Here is a 20,350-nt window from a genome sequence, read left to right as displayed (position 1 = left end):
TTTCCGAGCCGGGCTAGGTTGTGGACCATGGCTGCCACGCAGGGTGCTGTCGAGAAGGCTCAGGTGCTGGTCGCGTCCAATCGCGGGCCGGTTTCGTACACGGTGGACGAGGACGAGGGGGCCGGCGGGCTGCGGGCCAGTCGGGGCGGGGGCGGGCTGGTCTCGGGGCTGTCGGCCATCGGGGCGGACGCCGGCTCGGTGTGGGTGTGCGCGGCGCTGGGCGACGGCGACCGCGCGGCCGTACGGCGGGCGGCCGGCGGGCTGCTGCCGGGCGAGGACACCGGCGGACAGCGGGTGCGGATGCTCGACATCGACGCGCGGGTGCACTCGGACGCCTACAACGGCATCGCCAACTCGGTTCTCTGGTTCGTCCACCACATGCTGTACCAGACCCCGCTGGAGCCGGTCTTCGACGCGGAGTTCCGGCGCCAGTGGGCGTCGTACGAGGCCTACAACCGGGCGTTCGCCGAGGCGCTGGCCGAGGAGGCGGCCGAGGGCGCGGCGGTGCTGGTGCAGGACTATCACCTGTGTCTCGTGCCCGGGATGCTCCGGGCGCTGCGCCCCGACCTCAGGATCGGGCACTTCTCGCACACCCCGTGGGCGCCCCGGGAGTACTTCGAGCTGCTCCCCGAGGACATCCGCGAGCAGCTGCTGACGGGCATGCTCGGGGCGGACCGGGTGGCCTTCTTGACCTGGCGCTGGGCGACGGCCTTCATGAGGTGCGCCGAGGGTCTGGATGCCGAGCGCCACCGCGTGGCCCGGCCGTCGGGTGCCCCGGGGGCGGTCGAGCATCTGCGGGAGGACCGCAGGACCGAGGTCGGCGTGCACTCCCTCGGTGCCGACGGCGACTTCCTGCGGGAGCGTGCGCACCGGCCGGACGTCGAGGAGCGGCTGGCGGCGCTGCGGGCGGAGATCGGCGAGGGCCGCAAGGCCATCGTGCGTGTCGACCGCACCGAGCTGTCCAAGAACATCGTGCGCGGTCTGCTGGCCTACCGGCAGCTGCTGGAGGAGCACCCCGAGTGGCGGGAGCGGGTGGTGCATGTCGCGTTCGCGTATCCGTCGCGGCAGGACCTCGCCGTGTACCGCGACTACACGGCGGCGGTGCGGCGCGTCGCCGACGAGATCAACTCGGTCTACGGCACCCCCGGCTGGACGCCGGTCGTCCTGCACGTCAAGGACGACTTCGCACGCTCGCTGGCCGCCTACCGGCTCGCCGACGTGGCCCTGGTCAACCCCATCCGGGACGGCATGAACCTGGTCGCGAAGGAGGTGCCGGTGGTCTCCGAGCAGGGCTGTGCGCTGGTGCTGTCCCGGGAGGCGGGGGCGCATGAGGAGCTGCGCGCCGACGCGCTCGTGGTGAACCCGTACGACGTGCTGGAGACCGCGCGGGCCCTGCACGAGGCGCTGTCCCTCAGGCCGGAGGAGCGGGCGGACCGCGCCAAGAGGCTGGCGGCGGCGGCCACCGCGCTTCCCCCGGCCCAGTGGTTCCTGGAGCAGTTGCGGGCGCTGGAGGAGCTGCGGGCGGGCTGAGTCGCCTCGGTCCGGCCGGGCGGCCTCAGTCCAGCTGGGCGGCGAGCGTGCGCAGCAGGTGGACGACGCCGGCCGGGCCGTCCACCACCACGTCCGCGCGCTCCGCCAGTTCCGTGACCTCCGTGCTGCCGCTGCACACCAGGAGGCCGGGGAGGCCGTCGGCGCGGAGTTCCCCGACGGCGTCGAAGGCGGGCAGGTCGCCGAGGTCGTCGCCGGCGTAGAGAACGGACTCGGCGCCGGTCTTGCGGACGTACTCGGCGAGCGCGACGCCCTTGTCCATGCCGGGCGGGCGCAGTTCCAGGACCAGGCGGCCGGGCTCGACGATCAGGCCGTGGCGGGTGGCGAGGTCGGCGAGGGGGCCGCGCAGGGCCTCGAAGGCGGCCTGCGGGTCGTCGGCGCGGCGGGTGTGGACCGCGACCGCGCGGCCCTTCTCCTCGATCCAGGTGCCGTGCCAGGCGCCGGCCCGGTCCAGGACGCCCGGCAGCTCGGCGCGGACCGCCGCGACACCGGGGTGCGGGGCGGGGGCGGTGACGGTGCCGGTGACCGCGTCCCAGCGTTCGGCGCCGTAGTGGCCGAGGACGGTCAGGTGCTCCAGGCCGGGGACACCGGCGAAGCCGCCGTAGCGGACCGCGACGCCGGCGGGGCGGCCGGTGATCACGGCGACGGAGGCCACCTTCGGGGCGAGGGCGGCGAGGGCGGGTACGGCGTCGGGGTGGGCGCGGGCCTGGTCGGGGTCGGCGACGATGGGGGCCAGGGTGCCGTCGAAGTCGAGGCCGACGATCGCGGCGGCGGGCTTCGCCAGGAGGGCGGCGAGTCCGTCCCGGCCGGGCTGGGTCTGCGGGGTGGGCAGAGGGTCCATACCCCCGACACTATCCACGCTCGGCCGGCGTCATTCCTGGGGCTCCGCCCCGGACCCGGCCGGCGCCGGTCGGCTTCAGCGCTCCGAGCGGCGAGCGTCCCGCACCCTTCGCAGGCGGTTCACCGTCACCGGGTCGTGGGCCAGGGCTCTCTGGTCGTCCAGCAAGGCGTTGAGCAGCTGGTAGTAGCGGACCGGGGGCAGGCCCAGTTCCTCGCGTATCGCTCGCTCCTTCACGCCGGGGCCGGTGAAGCCCCGGCGCTCCAGCGCGAGGATGGCGTGTTCGCGGGGGCCGAGTTCCATGACAGCCACCGTAGCGGCCGGCACTGACAGCCGGGCGCCGGCGGCGGAGGTCAGCTCTTGCTGCTGCTGTCCGCCGCGGTCGCCGTCGCCTGGAGGCGGGTCAGGACGCCGGAGGGGCTGCCGCCGGGGGCGACGGCCTGGCCGATGTTCTGCTTCACGGCCGCGCTGACCGCCGCCCAGGAGGTCTTGCCGGCGGGGTACAGCTCGGAGGTCGGCAGCTGGTCGAGGAAGGGGTGCAGGGCCTCGTCGGGAGCGGCGTCGGAGGCGCTCATGGCGTTGGAGGCGGAGCCGGTGACCGGCAGCAGGCCGTACTGGCGGGAGAAGTCGAGGACGTTCTTCTGGCTGTAGACGAAGTTGAGGAAGTCGCCCACCTGGTCGGCGTGCCCGTTCTGCTTGAAGGCCATCATCCAGTCGGCGACGCCCATGGAGGCCCTGGCCTTGCCGGTGCGGCCCGGCATCGCCACCATGCCGAACTTCACGCCCTTCTTCCCGGCCTGCTGGATCAGCGTGGGGTGCCCGTTGAGCATGCCGACCTGGCCGTCGGCGAAGGCGGCGAAGGCGTCCGCGCGGTTGAGCTTGCCGGGCGCGACCGGCCCGGTCAGGCCCTTGCCGACCAGGTCGTCCCTGAGCCAGGTGAAGGTGTCGACGTTCTGTGTGGAGTCGATGGTGTAGGTGCCGATGTCGTCGGTGTAGCCGCTGCCGCCGTTGCCGCCGCTGAGCAGCCACTGCATGGTCTCGGCCTGGGCCTCCTCGGGGCCGAGGGGCAGCGCCATGGGGTACTTCACGCCCTTGTCCTTGAGCGTCTTGGCGTCGGCGGCCAGTTCGTCCCAGGTGGTGGGCGGGGTGGTGATGCCGGCCTTGGCGAACAGGGTCTTGTTGTAGAAGAGCACGCGCGTGGAGGCCCCGAAGGGGATGCCGTACTGCGTGTGGTTCCACTGGCCCGCGTCGGAGAGCTGGGAGAGGAAGTCGGCCTGGGTGCGGATGGAGAGCAGGTCGGAGGCCGGGTAGAGCTTGCCGGCGGCCGCGTAGTCGGCGTAGGCGCCGATCTGGGCCAGGTCGGGGGCGTTGCCCGCTGCGACCATGTCCTTGACCTTGGCGTCGACGTCGTTCCACGAGTACACGCTGACGTCGACCTTCACGCGGGGGTGCTTGGCCTCGTACTCCTTGACCAGGGCGTCCCAGTACTTCTTGGAGCTGTTCGCGGCGGAGTCGCCGTAGTCGGCGGCGACCAGTCTGAGTGTGACGTCGGAGGAGCCCATGCTCCCGCAGCCGCCGAGGACCGCCGTCATGCCCAGTGCGGACACCACCGCGATCGTTCCTGCCGTACGCCGACGCACCCTCAACGCCCCAACCCTGCTGTCTGACCGTTCAACATATGGACAGATAAGGTCTACACCACGCGAGTGGACTAGACCTCTCGCGGGTGGGCGGGCCACACTAGGTGCCGTGGTGAGACATGTCATCGCCCTGGACGTGGGCGGAACCGGGATGAAGGCCGCCCTCGTCGGCGACGACGGCGAACTGCTCCACCGCGCCCGCCGCGCCACCGGACGCGAGCGCGGCCCGGACGCGGTGGTCGAGACGATCCTCGACTTCGCCGCCGAGCTGCACGCGTACGGCGCCGAGCGCCATGGCGCGCCGCCCGTCGCCGCCGGCATCGCGGTCCCCGGCATCGTCGACGAGGAGCGGGGCGTCGCCGCCTACGCGGCCAACCTCGGCTGGCGGGACGTACCGCTGCGCGCACTGCTCACGCGGCGGCTCGGCATCCCCGTCGCCCTCGGCCACGACGTGCGCACCGGCGGCCTCGCCGAGGGCCGGATCGGCGCGGGCAAGGGCGCCGACCGGTTTCTGTTCGTGCCGCTCGGCACCGGGATCGCCGGCGCCATCGGCATCGACGGCCGGGTCGAGGCGGGCGCGCACGGCTTCGCCGGCGAGATCGGCCATATCGTCGTACGGCCGTCCGGCACCCCCTGCCCGTGCGGGCAGTACGGCTGTCTGGAGCGGTACGCCTCCGCCTCCGCCGTCAGCGAGGCCTGGGCGGCGGCCTGCGGGGACCCGGACGCGGACGCCGCCGACTGCGCCAAGGCCGTGGCCTCCGGCGACCCGGACGCCGTCCGCGTCTGGCAGGAGGCGGTGGACGCGCTCGCCGACGGCCTGGTCACCGCGCTCACCCTGCTGGACCCGCGCACCCTGATCATCGGTGGCGGTCTCGCGGAGGCGGGGGAAGTGTTGTTCCGACCCCTGCGGGACGCCGTCCGGCGGCGGGTCACCTTCCAGAAGCTGCCGGCCATCGTCCCCGCGGCCCTGGGTGACACGGCCGGCTGCCTGGGCGCGGGACTGCTGGCGCAGGATCTGCTCGACTCCACCGACCCCGACTCCACCGACCCCGACTCCACCGACCCCGACTCCACCGACCTCGACCCCACCGACCCCTCGGAGGTACGTGCCTGATGGCTCCCAGCTTGGTTCTCGCAGGTGCTCGGGTGGTGCTGCCCGGCGGAGTGGTCGCCGACGGGCGCGTGTCCGTCGAGGGTACGAGGATCGTGGCCGCGGCCGCCGAGAACGCCGAGGTCATCGACGTCTCCGGCCACTGGCTGATCCCCGGCTTCGTCGACATCCACAACCACGGCGGCGGCGGAGCCTCCTTCTCCGGCACCACGGCCGACGCGCTGCGCGCGATCCGCACCCACCGCGCGCACGGCACCACCACCCTCGTCGCCTCCACCGTCACCGACGAGATGGACCTGCTGGTGCGGCAGGCCGGGCTGCTGAGCGAGCTGGCCGAGCAGGGCGAGATCGCGGGCATCCACTTCGAGGGGCCGTTCATCTCGCCGTGCCGCAAGGGCGCGCACTCCGAGGCGCTGCTGCGCGACCCGGACCCGGCCGAGGTCCGCAAGCTGATCGACGCGGCGCGCGGCAAGGCGAAGATGGTCACCCTCGCCACCGAGCTGCCGGGCGGCATCGACTCCGTACGGCTGCTCGCCGAGCACGGTGTCATCGCGGCGATCGGCCACACGGACGCGACGTACGAGCAGACGGTCGAGGCCATCGACGCGGGTGCCACGGTCGCCACCCACCTCTTCAACGCGATGCCCGCGCTGGGCCACCGCGCGCCCGGCCCGATCGCGGCCCTGCTGGAGGACGAGCGGGTGACGGTCGAGCTGATCAACGACGGTACGCATCTGCACCCGGCCGCCCTGGAGCTGGCCTTCCACCACGCCGGCGCCTCCCGCGTCGCCTTCATCACGGACGCCATGGACGCGGCCGGCATCGGCGACGGCCGCTACATGCTGGGCCCGCTGGAGGTCGAGGTCAGCGAGGGAGTGGCGCGGCTGGTGCAGGGCGGTTCGATCGCGGGTTCCACGCTGACCCTGGACCGGGCGTTCAAGCGGGCGGTGACGGTCGACAAGCTGTCGGTCGAGGACGCGGTGACGGCGCTGTCGGTCAACCCGGCCCGCCTCCTGGGCCTCTTCGACCGCATCGGCTCCCTGGAACCCGGCAAGGACGCCGATCTGCTCCTGCTGGACGCGGACTTCGGCCTCAAGGGCGTGATGCGGCAGGGCGAGTGGGTGGTCAGCCCGCCCCAACTGGCCTGATCTGCCCGCCTTTTCCCTTGACGGCGGCCGACCCGTGACTGGGCCGGCCGCCGTCTCTTTGGCATGATCGGGGCCCGGAAACCGATGACGGGCGCGACGACAGGCGCAGAGGACTTCGAGGGAGGCCGGCCCGGGTGATCCTCACGGTCACACTGAACACCGCTCTCGACCTCACCTATCGCGTGCGGTCGCTACGGCCGCACGCCTCGCACCGGGTCTCGGAGGTCATCGAGCGGCCCGGCGGCAAGGGCGTCAACGCGGCCCGGGTGCTGGCCGCGCTCGGGCACGAGACGATCGTCACCGGGTTCGTGGGCGGCGCGACCGGGCGGGTGCTGCGCGACCGGCTCGGCGACATCCCGGGCCTCGCGGACGCGCTGGTCCCGGTCTCGGGCCCGACCCGGCGCACGATCGCCGTCGTGGACCAACTGACCGGCGACACCACGCAGTTGAACGAGCCGGGCCCGCAGATCACACCGGCCGAGTGGGGCACCTTCCTCGGCCGCTACGAGGAACTTCTCGCCGGTGTCTCGGCGGTGGCCCTGTGCGGCAGCCTGCCGCCGGGCGTCCCGGTCGGCGCCTACGCGACCCTCGTCCGGGCCGCCCGCACCCACGGCGTCCCCGTCCTGCTCGACACCAGCGGCGAACCGCTGCGCCGCGGGGTCGCCGCCCGCCCCGACGTCATCAAGCCGAACACCGACGAACTGGCCGAACTCACCGGCTCCCACGAGCCGTTGCGCGCCACCCAGGACGCCCGCAGGCGCGGCGCCCAGGCGGTGGTCGCCTCCCTCGGCGCGGACGGCCTGCTGGCCATCGCCCCGGAGGGCCACTGGCGCGCCACCCCGCCGGCCCGCGTCCACGGCAACCCGACGGGCGCGGGCGACTCGGCGGTGGCCGGCCTGCTGTCGGGCCTGGTCGAAGAACTCCCCTGGCCGGACCGCCTCACCCGCGCGGTCGCCTTGTCGGCGGCGACGGTGGCGGCTCCGGCAGCGGGCGAGTTCGACCGGGCGACGTTCGAGGAACTGCTGGGCCGGATATCGGTGACCGGCAGAGCCAGCGCCGCGTGATCCCTATCTCGTGGTGGAGACGCGGTCGAAGAGTTCTCCCGCGACGGTGCTGAGGAGACCTTCTTCCGGTTCCTCCTCGGCATCGGAGGACTTGATGGCCCGACCGCGCGAACTGTCAGCCCCTCTGGTCTCACTGTGCCTGGCATCCTCACTGTGCCTGGCATCCTCGCTGTGCCTGCCATCAGGGGCAGGCTCAGGGCGGGTGCTCGACTGCTCAGGGGTGGGCTTCTGCTGAGTGGCCGCGGATGCGCCGGTCATTCCGATCGCGGCGAACAGGACAGGAGTGGCGGCCGCGATGGCCAAAGCTCTGCGTACAAGCATGGTTTTCCGCCTCGTCTAGGACAACGTCGCCGCCAAGTTGCCCCAGTAATCATTCCGAAAAACCGCTCACCGAACTAACCACTCGTATGACCGAGCATCGGACCGCCCCGCCCGCGCGGCCTAGGTGTCCTTCGTGACCTGGCCCGGCTTCAGCGTCACGTTGCTGATCAGAGCGTTGCACTTGTCGCCGGCACCGCAGGAGATGGAGATCGTGTTGGACCCCTTCTTCAGGGTCGGCCACACATAGGACCTGGTCCAGCCGTTGGCGAAGTCGCCATCCTTGGCGTCCCGCCAGTTCCTCAAGCCCAGCTTGCCGCCGAACGGGGTGCCGTTGACGATGACCGACATCGACTGGTCCTCGCCCGTGACGCTGTAGTACACGAACATGGTGTACGGGCCGTCCGACGGGACGTTGACGGTCCAGGTGAGCGAGGCGCCGGGCTGGTTCAGTCCGGTCACGTAGCTGCCGTCGGAGGAGCTCGCGCCCTTGACGTCCGACGCTTTGGACGCACCGCCTGCCGGCGTGAGAGCCCCGGCGTCGGACTTCATCGAGGCACTCACCGCCGAGCTGCTCCCCGACGGGCTCGGGCCCTGGCTCTGGGACTGGGTCGGCGTCGTATTGGCCTGGTTGTCGGTCTTCTTGTCTTCGTTGCCGTTGAGCATGGCGACGCTGATGCCTATGACGACCGCGGCGACCACCGCGATCGCGCCGATCAGCAGGCCCTTGGTGTTGGGGCCGCGGCGGCCGGGCGCGGGCGGCGCGGTGCGGGGGCCGCTCGGCGGGGCGCCGCCGGGCAGGGTCTCCGGGGCCTGGTACGCGGCGGTCGGCTGACCGTAGGCACCCTGCTGCTGCGGAATCGTGGGCTGGCCGTACTGCGGCTGCGGCTGGCCGTACTGGCGCTCGCCGACCGCACGCACCCTGCTGACCGAGTTCGGGTAGCCGTAACCGCCGGACGGCGGCTGGGCTCCTCTGGCCTGGCCGTCTGCGTACAGATAGCCGAACGGGTCGTCGTCCTCGGGCGTGCTCGGGCCGTTTTCGCCGGGCGTCATCCCTTGGTCTCCTCAGCGGGTGCGGGTGGTGCGATACAGGTCTGGAAGAGCGAGCCTACCCGCTCAGGCTGAGCCAAACGGGTGACTCGAATCGCATCAAGTCCCTGACCTGCGGATCACCCGGCGCGTCGGTGTTGTTTGGGACGCGATCGTTTCTCTACGTACATCCGCTCGTCAGCGGACTTCAACACTTCGTCCGCCGTCATGCCGCAATGCGCCCATCCGATACCGAAGCTCGCGCCCACCCGGACGGCCCGGCCCTCGGCCCGGATCGGCTGGATGATCTCGTTGCGCAGCCGTACGGCGAGGTCCTGGGCGTCGGCCCGGCCGAGGCCGTCGGCGAGGATCACGAACTCGTCGCCGCCGAGCCGGGCCACCGTGTCGCCGTCGCGGACCCCCCGCGACAGTCTGCGCGCCACCTCGATGAGCACCGCGTCGCCCGCGTTGTGGCCGAAGCGGTCGTTGATCGACTTGAAGCCGTCGAGGTCGCAGAAGAGGACCGCGAGGCCCTTGGTGCCGTCGTCGCGGTCGTCCTCGGGGGCGACGGTGTGCACATGGTGGTCGTAGCCGTCGTACCCCTCCGCGCCCGGCCGGAAGTCGAAGCCGTGGCCGGCGGGGGCGTCGAAGGCGGGGTGGCCGTAGGCCGCGTCCAGGGACTCCAGCTCGCCGGCGTGGGCCGGGCGCCGGCACAGCCGGGCCGCGAGGCGCGAGCGCAGCTCGGCGGAGTTCGGCAGGCCGGTGAGCGAGTCGTGCGAGGCGCGGTGGGCGAGCTGCAGCTCGCGGCGCTTGCGCTCCTCTATGTCCTCGACGTGGGTGAGCAGGAAGCGGGGACCGTCGGCGGCGTCCGCGACGACGCTGTTGCGCAGGGACACCCAGACGTAGGAGCCGTCGCGGCGGCCCAGGCGCAGTTCCGCGCGGCCGCCCTCCGCGGAGGTCCGCAGCAGGGTGCCGATGTCCTCGGGGTGGACGAGGTCGGAGAAGGAGTAGCGGCGCATCGCGGAGGCGGGACGGCCCAGCAGACGGCACAGGGCGTCGTTGGTGCGCAGGATGCGGCCGTGCTGGTCGCCGCCCATCTCGGCGATCGCCATGCCGGAGGGGGCGTACTCGAAGGCCTGCCTGAAGCTTTCCTCACTGGCCCTGAGCGCCTGCTGATCGCGCTCCAGACGGACCAGTGCCCGCTGCATATTCGCGCGTAGACGGGCGTTGCTGATCGCGATGGCGGCCTGGAAGGCGTACATCTGCAGGGCCTCGCGGCCCCAGGCGCCGGGGTGGCGGCCGTTGCGCGGCCGGTCGACGGAGATGACCCCGAGCAGTTCCCCGCAGGAGCCGCCCTGCCCGCCCGGTGTGTACATGGGGGCGAAGAGGCGGTCGGAGGGGTGCCACTCGTCCTCGAAGCGGGGCGCGGGCCCGTCGGTGTACCACTGCGGGACGTCGTCGTCGTCGAGGACCCAGCCCTCGGTGTGCGGTATGAAGACCAGGTCGCCCCAGCGGTCGCCCATGTTCAGCCGCCGGTCCCAGGACTCGCGGGAGCCGACCCGGCCGGTGATCAGGGCCTCGGCCGCGGAGTTCCCGGAGAACGCGGCGACGACGAGATCGCCGTCGGGGCGTACGAGATTCACGCACGCCATCTCGTACCCGAGGGCGTTCACGGCGCCGTCGGAGACGGTCTGCAGCGTGTCCGCCAGACTGCGCGCCGTGTTCATGTCGGCCATGACCTGGTGCAGCTGCCGCAGGGACGCAAGGCGGACATACGGCTCCGACTCGGTCTCCATGTTCGCCCTCCCCCCGAGACCTCGCAGCGAATCAAGGGTTGTCTTTGGCGCTTCTCTGAGGTGCCTCTTACGGTGCTGTCTGAGTTTCCCCGCCACTGAATCACAGCGCGCTGCCCACTCGGTACACAGGGTCAACAATTCCTGCCCCTTGTGACTCAAGTCACAGGAGAACGTGAACAATTGAGTGGAGTTTCCGCGATTGGCCTGTGCGTTTCCTGAACGCGGTTTTGACTGCGCGCGCACATGATGGCGCGCAGTTGTCGCACGCGCGCGTACGGCCTCGTCCGCTGGTCCTAGGACCCGGCTCGGGCGAACGCCCGATGCGGGCCGCGCGGAGCGGAGATTAGCGTTTCCGGCGTGCTGAAGACTCCGTCACCCACGGCCACCGCCGCTTCCGGGCATGCTGAGGGGGTGAGCAACGACGAGTTCCGGGCCGCCCTGTCCCGGCTGGCCGCCGGAGTGGTCCTGGTGACCGCGCAGGAACCGCCGCTGGACCCCGACGACCCGGACGCGCCGGGCATGGAGGACGTCGGCATGACCGCCACCGCCTTCATGTCGGTCTCGCTCGAACCGCCCCTGGTCATGGTCAGCCTGCGCACCGGCTCCCGCATGGACGACCTGCTCGACGAACAGCCCCGGTGGGCGGTGTCGGTGCTCACCGAGAGCCAGCGGCACATCGCGGGCCGGTTCGCGATGAAGGGCCGCATCAGCGACCGGCTGCTCTTCGAGGACATCCCCTGCACGCGCGGCGAGGCCTCCGGCGCCCCGCTGGTCGGCGGGGCGCTGGCCACGCTGGAGTGCCACACCGAGCAGCGGGTGCAGGCCGGCGACCACACCCTCGTCATCGGCCGCGTCCTGACCGCACACGTCCCGAGCGCGGAGGGCGGCCCGCTGCTGTACTTCCGCGGCCGGTACCGGCAGTTGGGCTGAGCCGGACCCGCACCGGACCGCCCTTGAGTCCGGCGCGCGATTCCGTCGCATAATTCCGTCGCGCCCGCGCAGCCGGCCTGCCTAGGGTGCGCGGATGACCCCCCGCCTGGAAGAAGTCACACCCGCGAACTTCGACGCCGCGACCGGCATCCGGATCCGCCCCGGCCAGGAACACGCGGTCGAGCCGGTCGTGAAGTCCCTCGCCGAGGCGTACGTCCACCCCGCCGGGGTCGCCTGGCCACGGCTGATCGTCGACGACGACCGCCCGGTCGGCTTCCTGATGGCCTTCCTCGACATCGACTGGAACGGCGACGGCAGTGTGCACCGCTCGGGCCTGTGGCGCCTCAACATCGCGGCGGACACGCAGGGACGGGGCTACGGCCGCTTCGCCGTCGAGTCGGTGGCCGCCGAGATCCGCCGGCGCGGCGGCAAGGAGATGTACGTGTCCTGGCATCCCGGCCCGGACGGTCCCGAGGAGTTCTATCTGCGGCTCGGGTTCCGCAAGAACGGCGAGACGAGCGGCGGACAGACCGTCGGCGTACTGGAGTTGTGACCGATCCCGGGATGCCGCCCTCAGGCGGGCTCGACGGTCAGGGCCGACAGGTCCGCCGGATTCGTCATGATGTCGATGGATGTGATGCGGTCGTCGACGAAGGTGAACGTCAGGACGCGCTCCAGGCGGCCGTCGGCGTACACCACCAGTCCCGTCGCGCCGTCGACCAGCGCGGGCCGCGCCACGCGCGCGAGATGCGCGAAGCTCTTCGCGCCGGAGGCCACCTGGGCCGCTCCGACCGTCGCACCGCTCTCGCCGCGCGCCACCACGTCCGGGTCGAGCACCGCCAGCAGCCCGTCGAAGTCACCGCTCCGCGCGGCCGCCAGAAAGGCGTCGACGACCTCCCGGCGGCGGACCAGATCGGCCTCCGGCGCGTCCGCCCCGCGCACCCGCCGCCGCGCCCGGCTGGCCAGCTGCCGCGCGGCGGCCGGGCTGCGCCCGAGGACATCGCCGACCTCCTCGAACGGCACCCCGAACAGATCGTGCAGCACGAACGCCAGCCGCTCAGCCGGCGAGAGCGTCTCCAGGACGACGAGCAGCGCCGCCCCGACCGAGTCCGCGAGCACCGCGTCCTGTGCCGGGTCCGGTTCGGCGGAGGGCCCCGGCTGCCAGGTGTCCAGCGGCTGCTCGCCCCGGGAGCGGCGCGAGCGCAGCATGTCGAGACAGACCCGGCCGACCACGGTCGTCAGCCAGCCGCCGAGATTGCCCACCTCATGGGCGTCGGACCGGCTCAGCCGGAACCACGCCTCCTGCACCGCGTCCTCGGCCTCCGTGGCCGAGCCCAGCATTCGGTAGGCGACGGCACGCAGATGCCCCCGGTACGCCTCGAACCGCTCGGCGAGAAGGTCGTCGTCGCGGTCGTCGCGGTACTGCTCATCGTCGCTCATCGGGGTCTCCGGTCTCTCCGTCGCCTCACTGGACGTGTACCCCACTGACGGATCACGGGCCGGATATGTGACGGACCCTCCGGCTCATCCCCAGTCCCGGCCGGAGCGGCCCCGCTTGGTGTCCGACCGCTGCTTCTTCTCGCGCAGCCGGCGTTCGTTGATGCCGCGCGGGATCCGGGTGGGCCGGCGCGGCTTCGGCGGGGGCGCGCAGGCCTCCGCGAGGAGGGCGGCGAGGCGTACGGCGGCGCTCTCGCGGTTGCGCCACTGGGAGCGGTGCTCGGAGGCCCGTACGGACAGCACGCCGTCGACGAGCCGGCCCGCGAGCCGCTGCAGCGCCCGCTCCTTCCACACCGGAGGCAGCGCCTCGGTGCGGGCGAGGTCGAAGCGCAGCTCCACCTGCGAGTCGCTGGTGTTGACATGCTGCCCGCCGGGCCCGGAGGACCTGGAGAAACGCCACATCAGCTCGGCCTCCGGGAGGGAGACCGAGCCGCGGATGAGATAGGGCCCGGACATGCCTCCCATGTTCCCGGCACGGGCCGCCTCACGTCACCCGGTTTTCGCCCTCAGTAAAAAAGGTAAAGGCATCCGGAACCACCGGGACCCCGCTCGACGTTCTTCGGGGTGACGGTAGCTTCTTCGGCACGGCTACACAGAAATTCAAAGGAAGGGACTCCCAACATGGCTGTAAGCCTCTCCAAGGGTGGCAACGTCTCGCTGACCAAGGAGGCTCCGGGCCTGACCGCCGTCACCGTGGGCCTCGGCTGGGACGTCCGCACCACGACCGGCACGGACTTCGACCTGGACGCCTCCGCCATCGCGGTGAACACGCAGGGCAAGGTCTACTCGGACGCGCACTTCGTCTTCTTCAACAACAAGCAGACCCCGGACAACTCCATCGTCCACACCGGTGACAACACCACCGGCCAGGGCGAGGGCGACGACGAGTCGATCAACGTCAACCTGGCCGCGCTCCCGGCCGACATCGACAAGGTCGTCTTCCCGGTGTCCATCTACGACGCCGAGAACCGCAGCCAGAACTTCGGCCAGGTCCGCAACGCCTACATCCGCATCATCAACCAGGCCGGCGGCGCCGAGATCGCCCGCTACGACCTGTCGGAGGACGCCGCCACCGAGACGGCCATGGTCTTCGGCGAGCTGTACCGCAACGGCGCGGAGTGGAAGTTCCGCGCGGTCGGCCAGGGGTACGCCTCGGGCCTGGTCGGCATCGCCCAGGACTTCGGTGTGAACGTCTGACACACGCTCGACCCGCGGTGCGCCCGGCTCCGGCCGGGCGCTCCGCCCGCCCGGGTCACGGGTGGGCCGGCTTTCCGTCGCCGTACAGCCAGTCCTTCCAGATCTCGGTGAAGTCGTGGTCCGGGGCCTTCTTCTCCACGAACGCGGTGAAGTCGGCGGTGTTCGCGCTGCCGTGGCGGCGGGCGGCGGCCCAGCCCTGGATGATGTCGTAGAAGGTGTCGTCGCCGACCTTCTGCCGGATCTTCTGCAGGATCATCGCGCCGCGCTGGTAGACGGGGCTGTCGGAGATATGGGCGGCACTCGACGGTTTCGCCGGCGGGAAGGCCCAGATGGCCTCGTCGTCACTGTTGTACTCGTCCATGAAGGTCTGCTGGGCGCTCTTGCCGCCGTGGTCCTCCCGGTACAGCCACTCCGCGTAGGTGGCGAAGCCCTCGTTGAGCCACATGTCCTGCCAGGACTTGGGGGTGACCGAGTCGCCGTACCACTGGTGGGCGAGTTCGTGCACGACCGTCTCGGTGTCGAACTGGTCGGCGGGGAAGACGGGCCGGTTCTGGGTCTCCAGGGCGTAGCCGGCGTCGCTCGGCGGGGTGACGATAGCCCCCGTGGAGGAGAAGGGGTACGGCCCGAAGTTGATCTCCTCCCAGTCGATGATGCCGGGGATCTCCTTGAGCACGTCCTTGCTGTCCTCCGCCTGGCCGGAGTCGACGGCGGTGAGGATCGGCAGCCCGTGCGGGCCGGTGCTGCGGGCGATGTCGTAGTGGCCTATCGCGACGGTGGCGAGGTAGGTCGCCATGGGCTCGGCGGTGTGCCAGTGGAAGGTCGTACGGCCGCCCTTGGTGGTCTGCCCCGCCAACTCGCCGTTGGAGACGGCCGCAAGGCCCTTGGGGACGGTGACCCTGAGGTCGTACGTCGCCTTGTCCGAGGGGTGGTTGTTGCCGGGGAACCAGGCCATGGAACCGACGGGTTCGCCGAGGCCGAGGGCGCCGTCGCCGGTGGGCACCCAGCCCTCCTCGGAGCCGTCGGGGTCGGTGAGGGTGCGCGGTCTGCCCGAGTAGCGGACGGTGGTCCGGAAGGTCTCGCCCTTGCTCAGATCGTCGTGAGGGCGGACGGTGAGTTCCTGGCCGGCCCGGCTGAAAAGAGCCTTCTTGCCCTCCACGGTGACCGAGTCGACGTCCAGCCCGGCCAGGTCGAGGTTGAAGGCGGACAGATCCTGGGTGGCGCGGGCGGTGATCACGGCCGTGCCGGTGAGACGGCGGCCGGCCGGGGTGTAGTCGAGGGTGAGGTCGTAGTGCCCGACGTCATAGCCGCCATTGCCGGCCTTGGGGAAGTACGGGTCGCGTACGCCGGAGCCGCCCGGGGTGCCATGGACACCGCCCTTGCACGCGGTGGCCGTGAGGGTCAGGGCGAGCAGGGCAGCGGCAGCCGGGACAAGGCGTACGGATCTGGACATGTCAGTGATCTTATGTGCAGGGGTGCGCCCGGCGGCGTGACACCATCTCTTGCGTGCTCGACATCGGCTACGCCCTCTCCAACCGGTTCCCGGACCCGCCGCAGACCGACTACCGCCGCGCGGACGTCCACGCGCTGCGCCACGATCTGTTCTGCGGTGACGTCTATCTCGCGGACACCAAGACGGACCGGGAGCTGTCCACAGCCTGGGGATGGGTGCCGGTGCTGGACTTCGCCTGGGCGCTGTGCGACATCGTGGAGCGGCTGGACCGGGATCCGATGGGCTCCCGAGCCGCCCGGCCGCAGCGGGCGGAACTGGACTTCACCGAGTCCACCGACCGGATGCTCTTCGAGCGCCGCTTCGGCTGGGTCGACATCACCGCCGACTGGCTGCCGGCCGAGGAGTCCCCGCTGTCCTTCTCGCACGCCGAACTGCGCCGCGAGGCGCGCGACTTCCTGCACGATCTGATCGAGGACCTCACCGACCTCCATGACGACCTCGCCGAGAACCCGGCCGTCTGGACGCTGCAGGCCCGCTTCCCCCGGCTGCCATAGGACCCACTGCCGTAGGACCGACTGCCCCAGGGTCCACTGCCCTATGACCTACTGCCCCAGGGCCCGCCGCCGTAGGGCCTACTCCACCCGGATCCCCAGTTCCGCCGCCAGCGCCGGTGCCAGATCGAGCAGTTGTCCGGTGCTGATCACCGCGCCCGACAGGCGGTCCAGGCCCCGCACGATCTCCAGCGGGGCGGCCCCCCGCAGGTCCACGTCCTTCAGTGTCGCGCTGCCGAAGTCGGCCTCGCGCAGCGCGCAGTCGACGAACTCCACCCGCTCCAGGCGCGCGCCCGCGAAGTCCGGCTCGACCAGGACACAGCCCTCGAACACGACGTCCTTGAGGCGGGCCTCGCGGAGATTCAGATAGTCGATCTTGCCGCCGCGGATCACGACCCGCTCCAGGACGGCACCGTGCAACTGCGTGCCGCCCAGCCGGGCGTCGATCAGCTCGACGTCCCGGAACGTGGACTCGGCCAGATGTGTCCCCACCCCGCGCAGCCCGGTCAGGACCGAGTCCAGCACCCTGGCTCTGCCCAGTGCCGTCCCGCCCACCGCGCAGCCGGTCAGCGCGCAGTCCATGAACCGGGCGCCCACGCCGTCCTGCCCGGTCAGGTCGGTGTCCCGGAACTCCAGTCCGTCATAGTCCCCGTCCGGCTGCAACTCCCCCTCGGTCCACGGCTGAAGCGGCGGCAGCCGCAGCTCCGGCCGTCGCGCACCCTTCGTCTCCGCCCGGCCCGCAGGCCGGTCGCCCGTCACTCTCCTCGCCATGCCCCCATGCTGCACCCCGCCACTGACAATCCGGCTGACCTGCGGCTGACCTGCAAAAACGCGGACGGTGTCACATTCCGGCGCCCCTTCGCCGTCGTCATCACGACCAGGCGTTGCCGCACACGCGTCCATCGCCTCCGAGCCGAGGGAGAGCCCACACCATGCAGCAGATCACCGTCATCGGCGGCGGTTTCGCCGGACTCATCGCCGCGATCACCGCCGCCGAGGCAGGCGCCCAGGTCACCCTGCACGAGGCCCACCACACCCTGGGCGGCCGCGCCCGCACCGCCGAGGGGCCGTACCGCACCAACGAGGGCCCGCACGCCCTCTACAACGGCGGCCCACACTGGACCTGGCTGAAACAGCGCGGCCTCATCGGCCCGCTCGCCCCGATCCCGCCCCTGGACGCAGCACGGCTGAGGCTGAGGCACCACGGCGCCCTGCGCCGCGTCCCGCCCCTCGGGATGCTGAAACTGCTGGGCACCAGTGTCCGCCGGGCCCCCGTCGACGCCGACTTCCTCGGCTGGGCGACCGCGGTCGCAGGCGGGGAAGGCGCCCGCGCCGCGGCGAACTACGCGGCCGTCGCCCTCTTCCACCACGACCCGGGCGCCCTGTCCGCCGCGTTCGTGCAGGAGCGGCTGCGCCGGGCCACCAAACTGCCGCCGGAGGCGCACTACCCGGTCGGCGGCTGGGGTCCGCTGATCGAGCGGATGACCGCACGGGCCTGGAATCTGGGCGTACGCGTCGAGACGCGGTCCCGCGTCACCGAGCTGCCCACCGGCAGCCCCGTGGTCGTCGCCACCTCGCTGTCCGCCGCCCGGCGGCTGCTCGGCGACGACTCGCTGACCTGGCCGAGCGGCCGTACCGTCCTGCTCGACCTCGCCGTACGGACCCGGCGCGGCGATCCCTTCATCCTCTCCGACCTCGACGCGGCCGGCTGGTTCGAGCGGTGCACCGCGCCCGACCGGTCCCTCGCGCCGGCCGGGGAGCAGCTGATCCAGGCCCATCTCCCGATCGGGCCGCAGGAGACCCGCGCCGACGGCCTGGCCCGCGCCGAGGAACTGCTCGACCTGGGCTTTCCCGGCTGGCGGCAGCGGCTGACCTGGCGTCGGGAGGCCCTGGCGGACGGCCGTACCGGCGCCGTGGACCTGCCCGGCAGCAGATGGCGGGACCGGCCCGCGGTGGACCGGGGCGACGGGGTGTACCTCGTGGGCGACTCGGTGGCGGCGCCGGGCGTGCTGTCCGAGGTGTCCTTCAACAGCGCGGTCACCGCGGTGTCCCTGATCCTCGGCCGGCCCGCGGTGGCACAAAAGCCATGACGCGCCCGGCCCCGGCGCTACGGAATCAGTGACCCGACCCCAGCGCGGCCAGCGCCCTGTCCGTGAGCCGGTACACCGTCCACTCGTCCTGCGGCCGCGCCCCGAGCGCCTCGTAGAAGCCGATGGCGGGCTGGTTCCAGTCCAGTACCGACCACTCCAGCCGCTCGTACCCGCGCTGGACGCAGATCCGCGCCAGTTCCGTCAGCAGGGCGCGCCCGTGGCCGCCGCCCCGTGCGCTCGGGCGGACGTACAGGTCCTCCAGATAGATGCCGTGCACGCCGCGCCACGTGGAGAAGTTCAGGAACCACAGCGCGAACCCGGCCGGCTCACCGCTGTCGTCGTCCACCGCCATGTGCGCGAAGGCCGCCGGCCGCTCGCCGAACAGCGCCTCCCGGAGCTGCGCCTCGCTCGCCCGCGCCTCCTCGGGCGCCTTCTCGTACTCGGCCAGCTCGCGGATCAGGGCATGGATGACGGGGACGTCTTCGGGACAGGCGGCACGAATCATGCCGGGAGGCTAACCGGACGCACCGCGGCGCGACATCCCTGGCCGCTCCGGCCTGGGCTTCTTCATGCGTCGCGGAGCCGGCGGGCGATCTCCAGCCGGCGTTCCTCCGGCGGCCGGCCGTCCTCCAGGTCCCACAGGGCGTTCTGCAGGAACCGGCCCAGTGTCCAGGCGCGGGCCCGCTCCCGGTCCAGGCCGAGGACCTCCGTCATCGCGTCGAAGCGCCGGCGCACCTCGGCCGCCTCGAACCGGTTGTCCAGCGCGGGCCACAGCTCGAACCCGGGGTCCCCGGCCAGCGGCTTGGGATCGATGGCGAGCCACTCGGCGCGGCCGGCGGCGAGGACGTTCTCGAAGTGCAGATCCCAGTGCAGCAGCCGGTCCCCCGGCTCGGCGGCGACCTCGCGCAGGGCGGCCGCGCAGTCCGCGACCAGGCGGCGCACGGCCGGATCGGGGATGCGTTCCAGAGCCCAGGGCGTCTGCTCCAACATGGCCTCGGCGATGTCACCGAGCCGGCGCAGCTGCGGCGGCGCCGGGAAGGACGTCAACCGGGCCAGCAGCCCTGCGATGACCAGGACGGCCGCGCGGGTGTCCTCGACCGCGGAGAGCATCCGGGACTCGTCGAGCCGCTCCAGCAGCATCGTGCCGGTCGCCGGATCGTGGTCGAGCAGCCGTACGGCCCCGTCCCCGGCCCACGTCCGCAGCGCGACCGGCTCGCCCGCGGTCTCCTCGTCCGGCAGCTGGAGCTTGAGGACGGCGGGGCTGTCGTCGGCGCGGACCACCGGCACGACCAGCGCGCTGACACCGTTCATGGAGGGGCCGTCGATCCGCAGCCGCCAGCGATCCAGGAAGCCGGCCGCCAGATCCGGCAGCCCGGCGATGAAGGCCCGGCCCGCCGCTCCGTTATAGGTCTCCTGTGCTTCCGCGAGATCACCGGGGATGTCGATCACCCACCGGACGATACTGGCGTGCGTGAATCGGCTCATGCGAATTAACCGGGGCCTCGGCGGCGTGTGGGCGTACATCCGCAGCGCACCCGGCACATATGTGTGGCTGGCGGTCCTCTTTCTCACCACCGTCGCGATGCACCAGATGTCACCGGCGTTCGAGCAGCATTTCCTGCGCCAGCGGTCGACCAATATCCACGAGCTGTCGCACAATCCCGTACGGGTCCTCGTCGCGAGCGCGATGTGGATCGACAGCGGCCACTGGCTCCCCTATGTGGTGCTGTACAGCGTCTTCCACGCGTCGGCCGAACGCTGGCTCGGCACGGCCCGCTGGCTCGCGGTCTGCGCGCTCGCGCACATCCTGGCCTCACTGATCAGCGAGCTGGCGCTGCTGATGGCGATCCGCGACGGCATGGCCTCCAGCTCCGCCGTCAACACCCTTGACATCGGGGTCAGTTACGCACTGGCCGGGGTCATCGGCGTCCTCACCTACCGGATCGCCGCCCCCTGGCGATACCCCTATCTGCTGGCCGTGCTGATCTTCTTCGGGCTGCCCCTGGCCGAGGGGCCGACCTTCACCGACCTCGGCCACTTCCTGTCCGTATTGGTCGGCCTCTCCTGTTATCCGCTGGTCAGAGGCCGCGGAAAAGCATGGAATCCGAAGGAGACACTGGCCGCTCCGAGGGGTTAGCGTCCC

At 71.8% G+C, this 20,350-nt stretch carries 21 protein-coding genes; 10 read left to right on the top strand and 11 right to left on the bottom strand.

Annotated features, from left to right (window positions below; genetic code table 11):
* Positions 1 to 27: 27 nt before the first annotated feature.
* A complete protein-coding gene (locus IE277_RS06950; RefSeq protein ID WP_189949533.1) occupies positions 28 to 1,530 on the top strand; it encodes an alpha,alpha-trehalose-phosphate synthase (UDP-forming) in 1,503 nt (500 codons plus the stop codon).
* A 25-nt stretch (positions 1,531 to 1,555) separates the two neighbouring features.
* On the opposite strand, the gene otsB is transcribed toward IE277_RS06950, so the two are convergent.
* The 3 genes from otsB to IE277_RS06935 form a co-directional block, all read right to left on the bottom strand.
* Positions 1,556 to 2,389 (bottom strand): trehalose-phosphatase, encoded by an 834-nt coding sequence (gene otsB, locus IE277_RS06945; RefSeq protein WP_189949531.1) that lies wholly within the window; start codon positions 2,387 to 2,389, stop codon positions 1,556 to 1,558.
* Positions 2,390 to 2,464: 75 nt separating this feature from the next.
* On the bottom strand, positions 2,465 to 2,689 hold the full coding sequence (locus IE277_RS06940) for a DUF3263 domain-containing protein (RefSeq protein WP_189949530.1): 225 nt from the start codon (positions 2,687 to 2,689) through the stop codon (positions 2,465 to 2,467).
* A gap of 50 nt (positions 2,690 to 2,739) precedes the next feature.
* The gene (locus tag IE277_RS06935; protein ID WP_444544840.1) at positions 2,740 to 4,026 is read right to left on the bottom strand and encodes an extracellular solute-binding protein; all 1,287 of its coding nucleotides are present in this window, start codon (positions 4,024 to 4,026) and stop codon (positions 2,740 to 2,742) included.
* 112 nt (positions 4,027 to 4,138) lie between these two features.
* On the opposite strand from IE277_RS06935, the gene IE277_RS06930 reads away from it, so the two are divergent.
* The 3 genes from IE277_RS06930 to IE277_RS06920 all read left to right on the top strand — a co-directional run bounded on the left by IE277_RS06930 (position 4,139) and on the right by IE277_RS06920 (position 7,349).
* Complete coding sequence (locus IE277_RS06930; protein ID WP_189950125.1) at positions 4,139 to 5,140, top strand: ROK family protein; 1,002 nt, start codon at positions 4,139 to 4,141, stop codon at positions 5,138 to 5,140.
* Complete coding sequence (nagA, locus tag IE277_RS06925; RefSeq protein WP_189949527.1) at positions 5,140 to 6,285, top strand: N-acetylglucosamine-6-phosphate deacetylase; 1,146 nt, start codon at positions 5,140 to 5,142, stop codon at positions 6,283 to 6,285. Before IE277_RS06930 ends, nagA begins: the two co-directional genes overlap by 1 nt.
* A 134-nt stretch (positions 6,286 to 6,419) precedes the next feature.
* Positions 6,420 to 7,349 carry a 1-phosphofructokinase family hexose kinase gene (locus IE277_RS06920; RefSeq protein ID WP_189949525.1) on the top strand — a complete coding sequence of 310 codons (930 nt, stop codon included), beginning with the start codon at positions 6,420 to 6,422 and terminating at the stop codon, positions 7,347 to 7,349.
* A gap of 441 nt (positions 7,350 to 7,790) precedes the next feature.
* On the opposite strand, the gene IE277_RS06915 is transcribed toward IE277_RS06920, so the two are convergent.
* Complete coding sequence (locus IE277_RS06915; RefSeq protein ID WP_189949523.1) at positions 7,791 to 8,720, bottom strand: carbohydrate-binding protein; 930 nt, start codon at positions 8,718 to 8,720, stop codon at positions 7,791 to 7,793.
* A gap of 116 nt (positions 8,721 to 8,836) precedes the next feature.
* Entirely contained in the window at positions 8,837 to 10,492 is a 1,656-nt protein-coding gene (gene cdgB, locus IE277_RS06910) for a diguanylate cyclase CdgB (RefSeq protein WP_189949521.1), read from the bottom strand.
* A gap of 357 nt (positions 10,493 to 10,849) precedes the next feature.
* On the opposite strand from cdgB, the gene IE277_RS06905 reads away from it, so the two are divergent.
* Together IE277_RS06905 and IE277_RS06900 are read left to right on the top strand one after the other, a co-directional pair.
* Positions 10,850 to 11,422 carry a flavin reductase family protein gene (locus IE277_RS06905; RefSeq protein ID WP_189949518.1) on the top strand — a complete coding sequence of 191 codons (573 nt, stop codon included), beginning with the start codon at positions 10,850 to 10,852 and terminating at the stop codon, positions 11,420 to 11,422.
* Between the two features lie 94 nt (positions 11,423 to 11,516).
* The gene (locus IE277_RS06900) at positions 11,517 to 11,975 is read left to right on the top strand and encodes a GNAT family N-acetyltransferase (RefSeq protein ID WP_189949516.1); all 459 of its coding nucleotides are present in this window, start codon (positions 11,517 to 11,519) and stop codon (positions 11,973 to 11,975) included.
* Between the two features lie 20 nt (positions 11,976 to 11,995).
* On the opposite strand, the gene IE277_RS06895 is transcribed toward IE277_RS06900, so the two are convergent.
* Both IE277_RS06895 and arfB read right to left on the bottom strand, forming a co-directional pair.
* Positions 11,996 to 12,862 carry a sigma-70 family RNA polymerase sigma factor gene (locus tag IE277_RS06895; protein ID WP_189949514.1) on the bottom strand — a complete coding sequence of 289 codons (867 nt, stop codon included), beginning with the start codon at positions 12,860 to 12,862 and terminating at the stop codon, positions 11,996 to 11,998.
* Positions 12,863 to 12,946: 84 nt separating this feature from the next.
* On the bottom strand, positions 12,947 to 13,384 hold the full coding sequence (gene arfB, locus IE277_RS06890; RefSeq protein WP_189949512.1) for an alternative ribosome rescue aminoacyl-tRNA hydrolase ArfB: 438 nt from the start codon (positions 13,382 to 13,384) through the stop codon (positions 12,947 to 12,949).
* 156 nt (positions 13,385 to 13,540) lie between these two features.
* On the opposite strand from arfB, the gene IE277_RS06885 reads away from it, so the two are divergent.
* Entirely contained in the window at positions 13,541 to 14,116 is a 576-nt protein-coding gene (locus IE277_RS06885; RefSeq protein ID WP_189949510.1) for a TerD family protein, read from the top strand.
* A 55-nt stretch (positions 14,117 to 14,171) separates the two neighbouring features.
* Here the strand turns inward: IE277_RS06885 and IE277_RS06880 are convergent, their stop codons facing one another.
* On the bottom strand, positions 14,172 to 15,566 hold the full coding sequence (locus IE277_RS06880) for a M1 family metallopeptidase (protein ID WP_189949508.1): 1,395 nt from the start codon (positions 15,564 to 15,566) through the stop codon (positions 14,172 to 14,174).
* 53 nt (positions 15,567 to 15,619) lie between these two features.
* Between IE277_RS06880 and IE277_RS06875 the strand changes: the two genes are divergently transcribed.
* A complete protein-coding gene (locus IE277_RS06875) occupies positions 15,620 to 16,120 on the top strand; it encodes a hypothetical protein (protein ID WP_189949507.1) in 501 nt (166 codons plus the stop codon).
* Positions 16,121 to 16,198: 78 nt separating this feature from the next.
* Here IE277_RS06875 and IE277_RS06870 read toward each other — a convergent pair whose 3' ends face one another.
* On the bottom strand, positions 16,199 to 16,888 hold the full coding sequence (locus tag IE277_RS06870) for a pentapeptide repeat-containing protein (RefSeq protein WP_229880872.1): 690 nt from the start codon (positions 16,886 to 16,888) through the stop codon (positions 16,199 to 16,201).
* Positions 16,889 to 17,049: 161 nt separating this feature from the next.
* Between IE277_RS06870 and IE277_RS06865 the strand changes: the two genes are divergently transcribed.
* Complete coding sequence (locus IE277_RS06865) at positions 17,050 to 18,207, top strand: FAD-dependent oxidoreductase (protein WP_189949503.1); 1,158 nt, start codon at positions 17,050 to 17,052, stop codon at positions 18,205 to 18,207.
* A gap of 25 nt (positions 18,208 to 18,232) precedes the next feature.
* Here the strand turns inward: IE277_RS06865 and IE277_RS06860 are convergent, their stop codons facing one another.
* Together IE277_RS06860 and IE277_RS06855 are read right to left on the bottom strand one after the other, a co-directional pair.
* Complete coding sequence (locus IE277_RS06860) at positions 18,233 to 18,712, bottom strand: GNAT family N-acetyltransferase (protein ID WP_189949502.1); 480 nt, start codon at positions 18,710 to 18,712, stop codon at positions 18,233 to 18,235.
* A gap of 62 nt (positions 18,713 to 18,774) precedes the next feature.
* Positions 18,775 to 19,692, bottom strand: a complete 918-nt coding sequence (locus IE277_RS06855; RefSeq protein WP_189949500.1) for an aminoglycoside phosphotransferase family protein — start codon at positions 19,690 to 19,692, stop codon at positions 18,775 to 18,777.
* Between IE277_RS06855 and IE277_RS06850 the strand changes: the two genes are divergently transcribed.
* On the top strand, positions 19,691 to 20,344 hold the full coding sequence (locus tag IE277_RS06850; protein WP_189949498.1) for a rhomboid-like protein: 654 nt from the start codon (positions 19,691 to 19,693) through the stop codon (positions 20,342 to 20,344). The genes IE277_RS06855 and IE277_RS06850 overlap by 2 nt on opposite strands.
* The last annotated feature ends 6 nt before the right edge of the window (positions 20,345 to 20,350 follow it).

Source organism: Streptomyces alanosinicus, assembly GCF_014650595.1.
GTDB lineage: Bacteria > Actinomycetota > Actinomycetes > Streptomycetales > Streptomycetaceae > Streptomyces > Streptomyces alanosinicus.
This window is presented reverse-complemented; position numbering and strand designations above follow the sequence as displayed.

Excerpts from the sequence above, each read along its gene's own strand:
- IE277_RS06900 (WP_189949516.1), top strand. The coding sequence starts at position 11,517 with ATGACCCCCCGCCTGGAAGAAGTCACACCCGCGAACTTCGACGCCGCG.
- IE277_RS06915 (WP_189949523.1), bottom strand. The coding sequence starts at position 8,720 with ATGACGCCCGGCGAAAACGGCCCGAGCACGCCCGAGGACGACGACCCG.
- IE277_RS06885 (WP_189949510.1), top strand. The coding sequence starts at position 13,541 with ATGGCTGTAAGCCTCTCCAAGGGTGGCAACGTCTCGCTGACCAAGGAG.
- cdgB (WP_189949521.1), bottom strand. The coding sequence starts at position 10,492 with ATGGAGACCGAGTCGGAGCCGTATGTCCGCCTTGCGTCCCTGCGGCAG.
- IE277_RS06940 (WP_189949530.1), bottom strand. The coding sequence starts at position 2,689 with ATGGAACTCGGCCCCCGCGAACACGCCATCCTCGCGCTGGAGCGCCGG.
- IE277_RS06950 (WP_189949533.1), top strand. The coding sequence starts at position 28 with ATGGCTGCCACGCAGGGTGCTGTCGAGAAGGCTCAGGTGCTGGTCGCG.
- IE277_RS06855 (WP_189949500.1), bottom strand. The coding sequence starts at position 19,692 with ATGAGCCGATTCACGCACGCCAGTATCGTCCGGTGGGTGATCGACATC.
- IE277_RS06850 (WP_189949498.1), top strand. The coding sequence starts at position 19,691 with ATGCGAATTAACCGGGGCCTCGGCGGCGTGTGGGCGTACATCCGCAGC.
- IE277_RS06895 (WP_189949514.1), bottom strand. The coding sequence starts at position 12,862 with ATGAGCGACGATGAGCAGTACCGCGACGACCGCGACGACGACCTTCTC.
- arfB (WP_189949512.1), bottom strand. The coding sequence starts at position 13,384 with ATGGGAGGCATGTCCGGGCCCTATCTCATCCGCGGCTCGGTCTCCCTC.
- IE277_RS06860 (WP_189949502.1), bottom strand. The coding sequence starts at position 18,712 with ATGATTCGTGCCGCCTGTCCCGAAGACGTCCCCGTCATCCATGCCCTG.
- nagA (WP_189949527.1), top strand. The coding sequence starts at position 5,140 with ATGGCTCCCAGCTTGGTTCTCGCAGGTGCTCGGGTGGTGCTGCCCGGC.
- IE277_RS06870 (WP_229880872.1), bottom strand. The coding sequence starts at position 16,888 with ATGGCGAGGAGAGTGACGGGCGACCGGCCTGCGGGCCGGGCGGAGACG.
- IE277_RS06880 (WP_189949508.1), bottom strand. The coding sequence starts at position 15,566 with ATGTCCAGATCCGTACGCCTTGTCCCGGCTGCCGCTGCCCTGCTCGCC.
- IE277_RS06865 (WP_189949503.1), top strand. The coding sequence starts at position 17,050 with ATGCAGCAGATCACCGTCATCGGCGGCGGTTTCGCCGGACTCATCGCC.
- otsB (WP_189949531.1), bottom strand. The coding sequence starts at position 2,389 with ATGGACCCTCTGCCCACCCCGCAGACCCAGCCCGGCCGGGACGGACTC.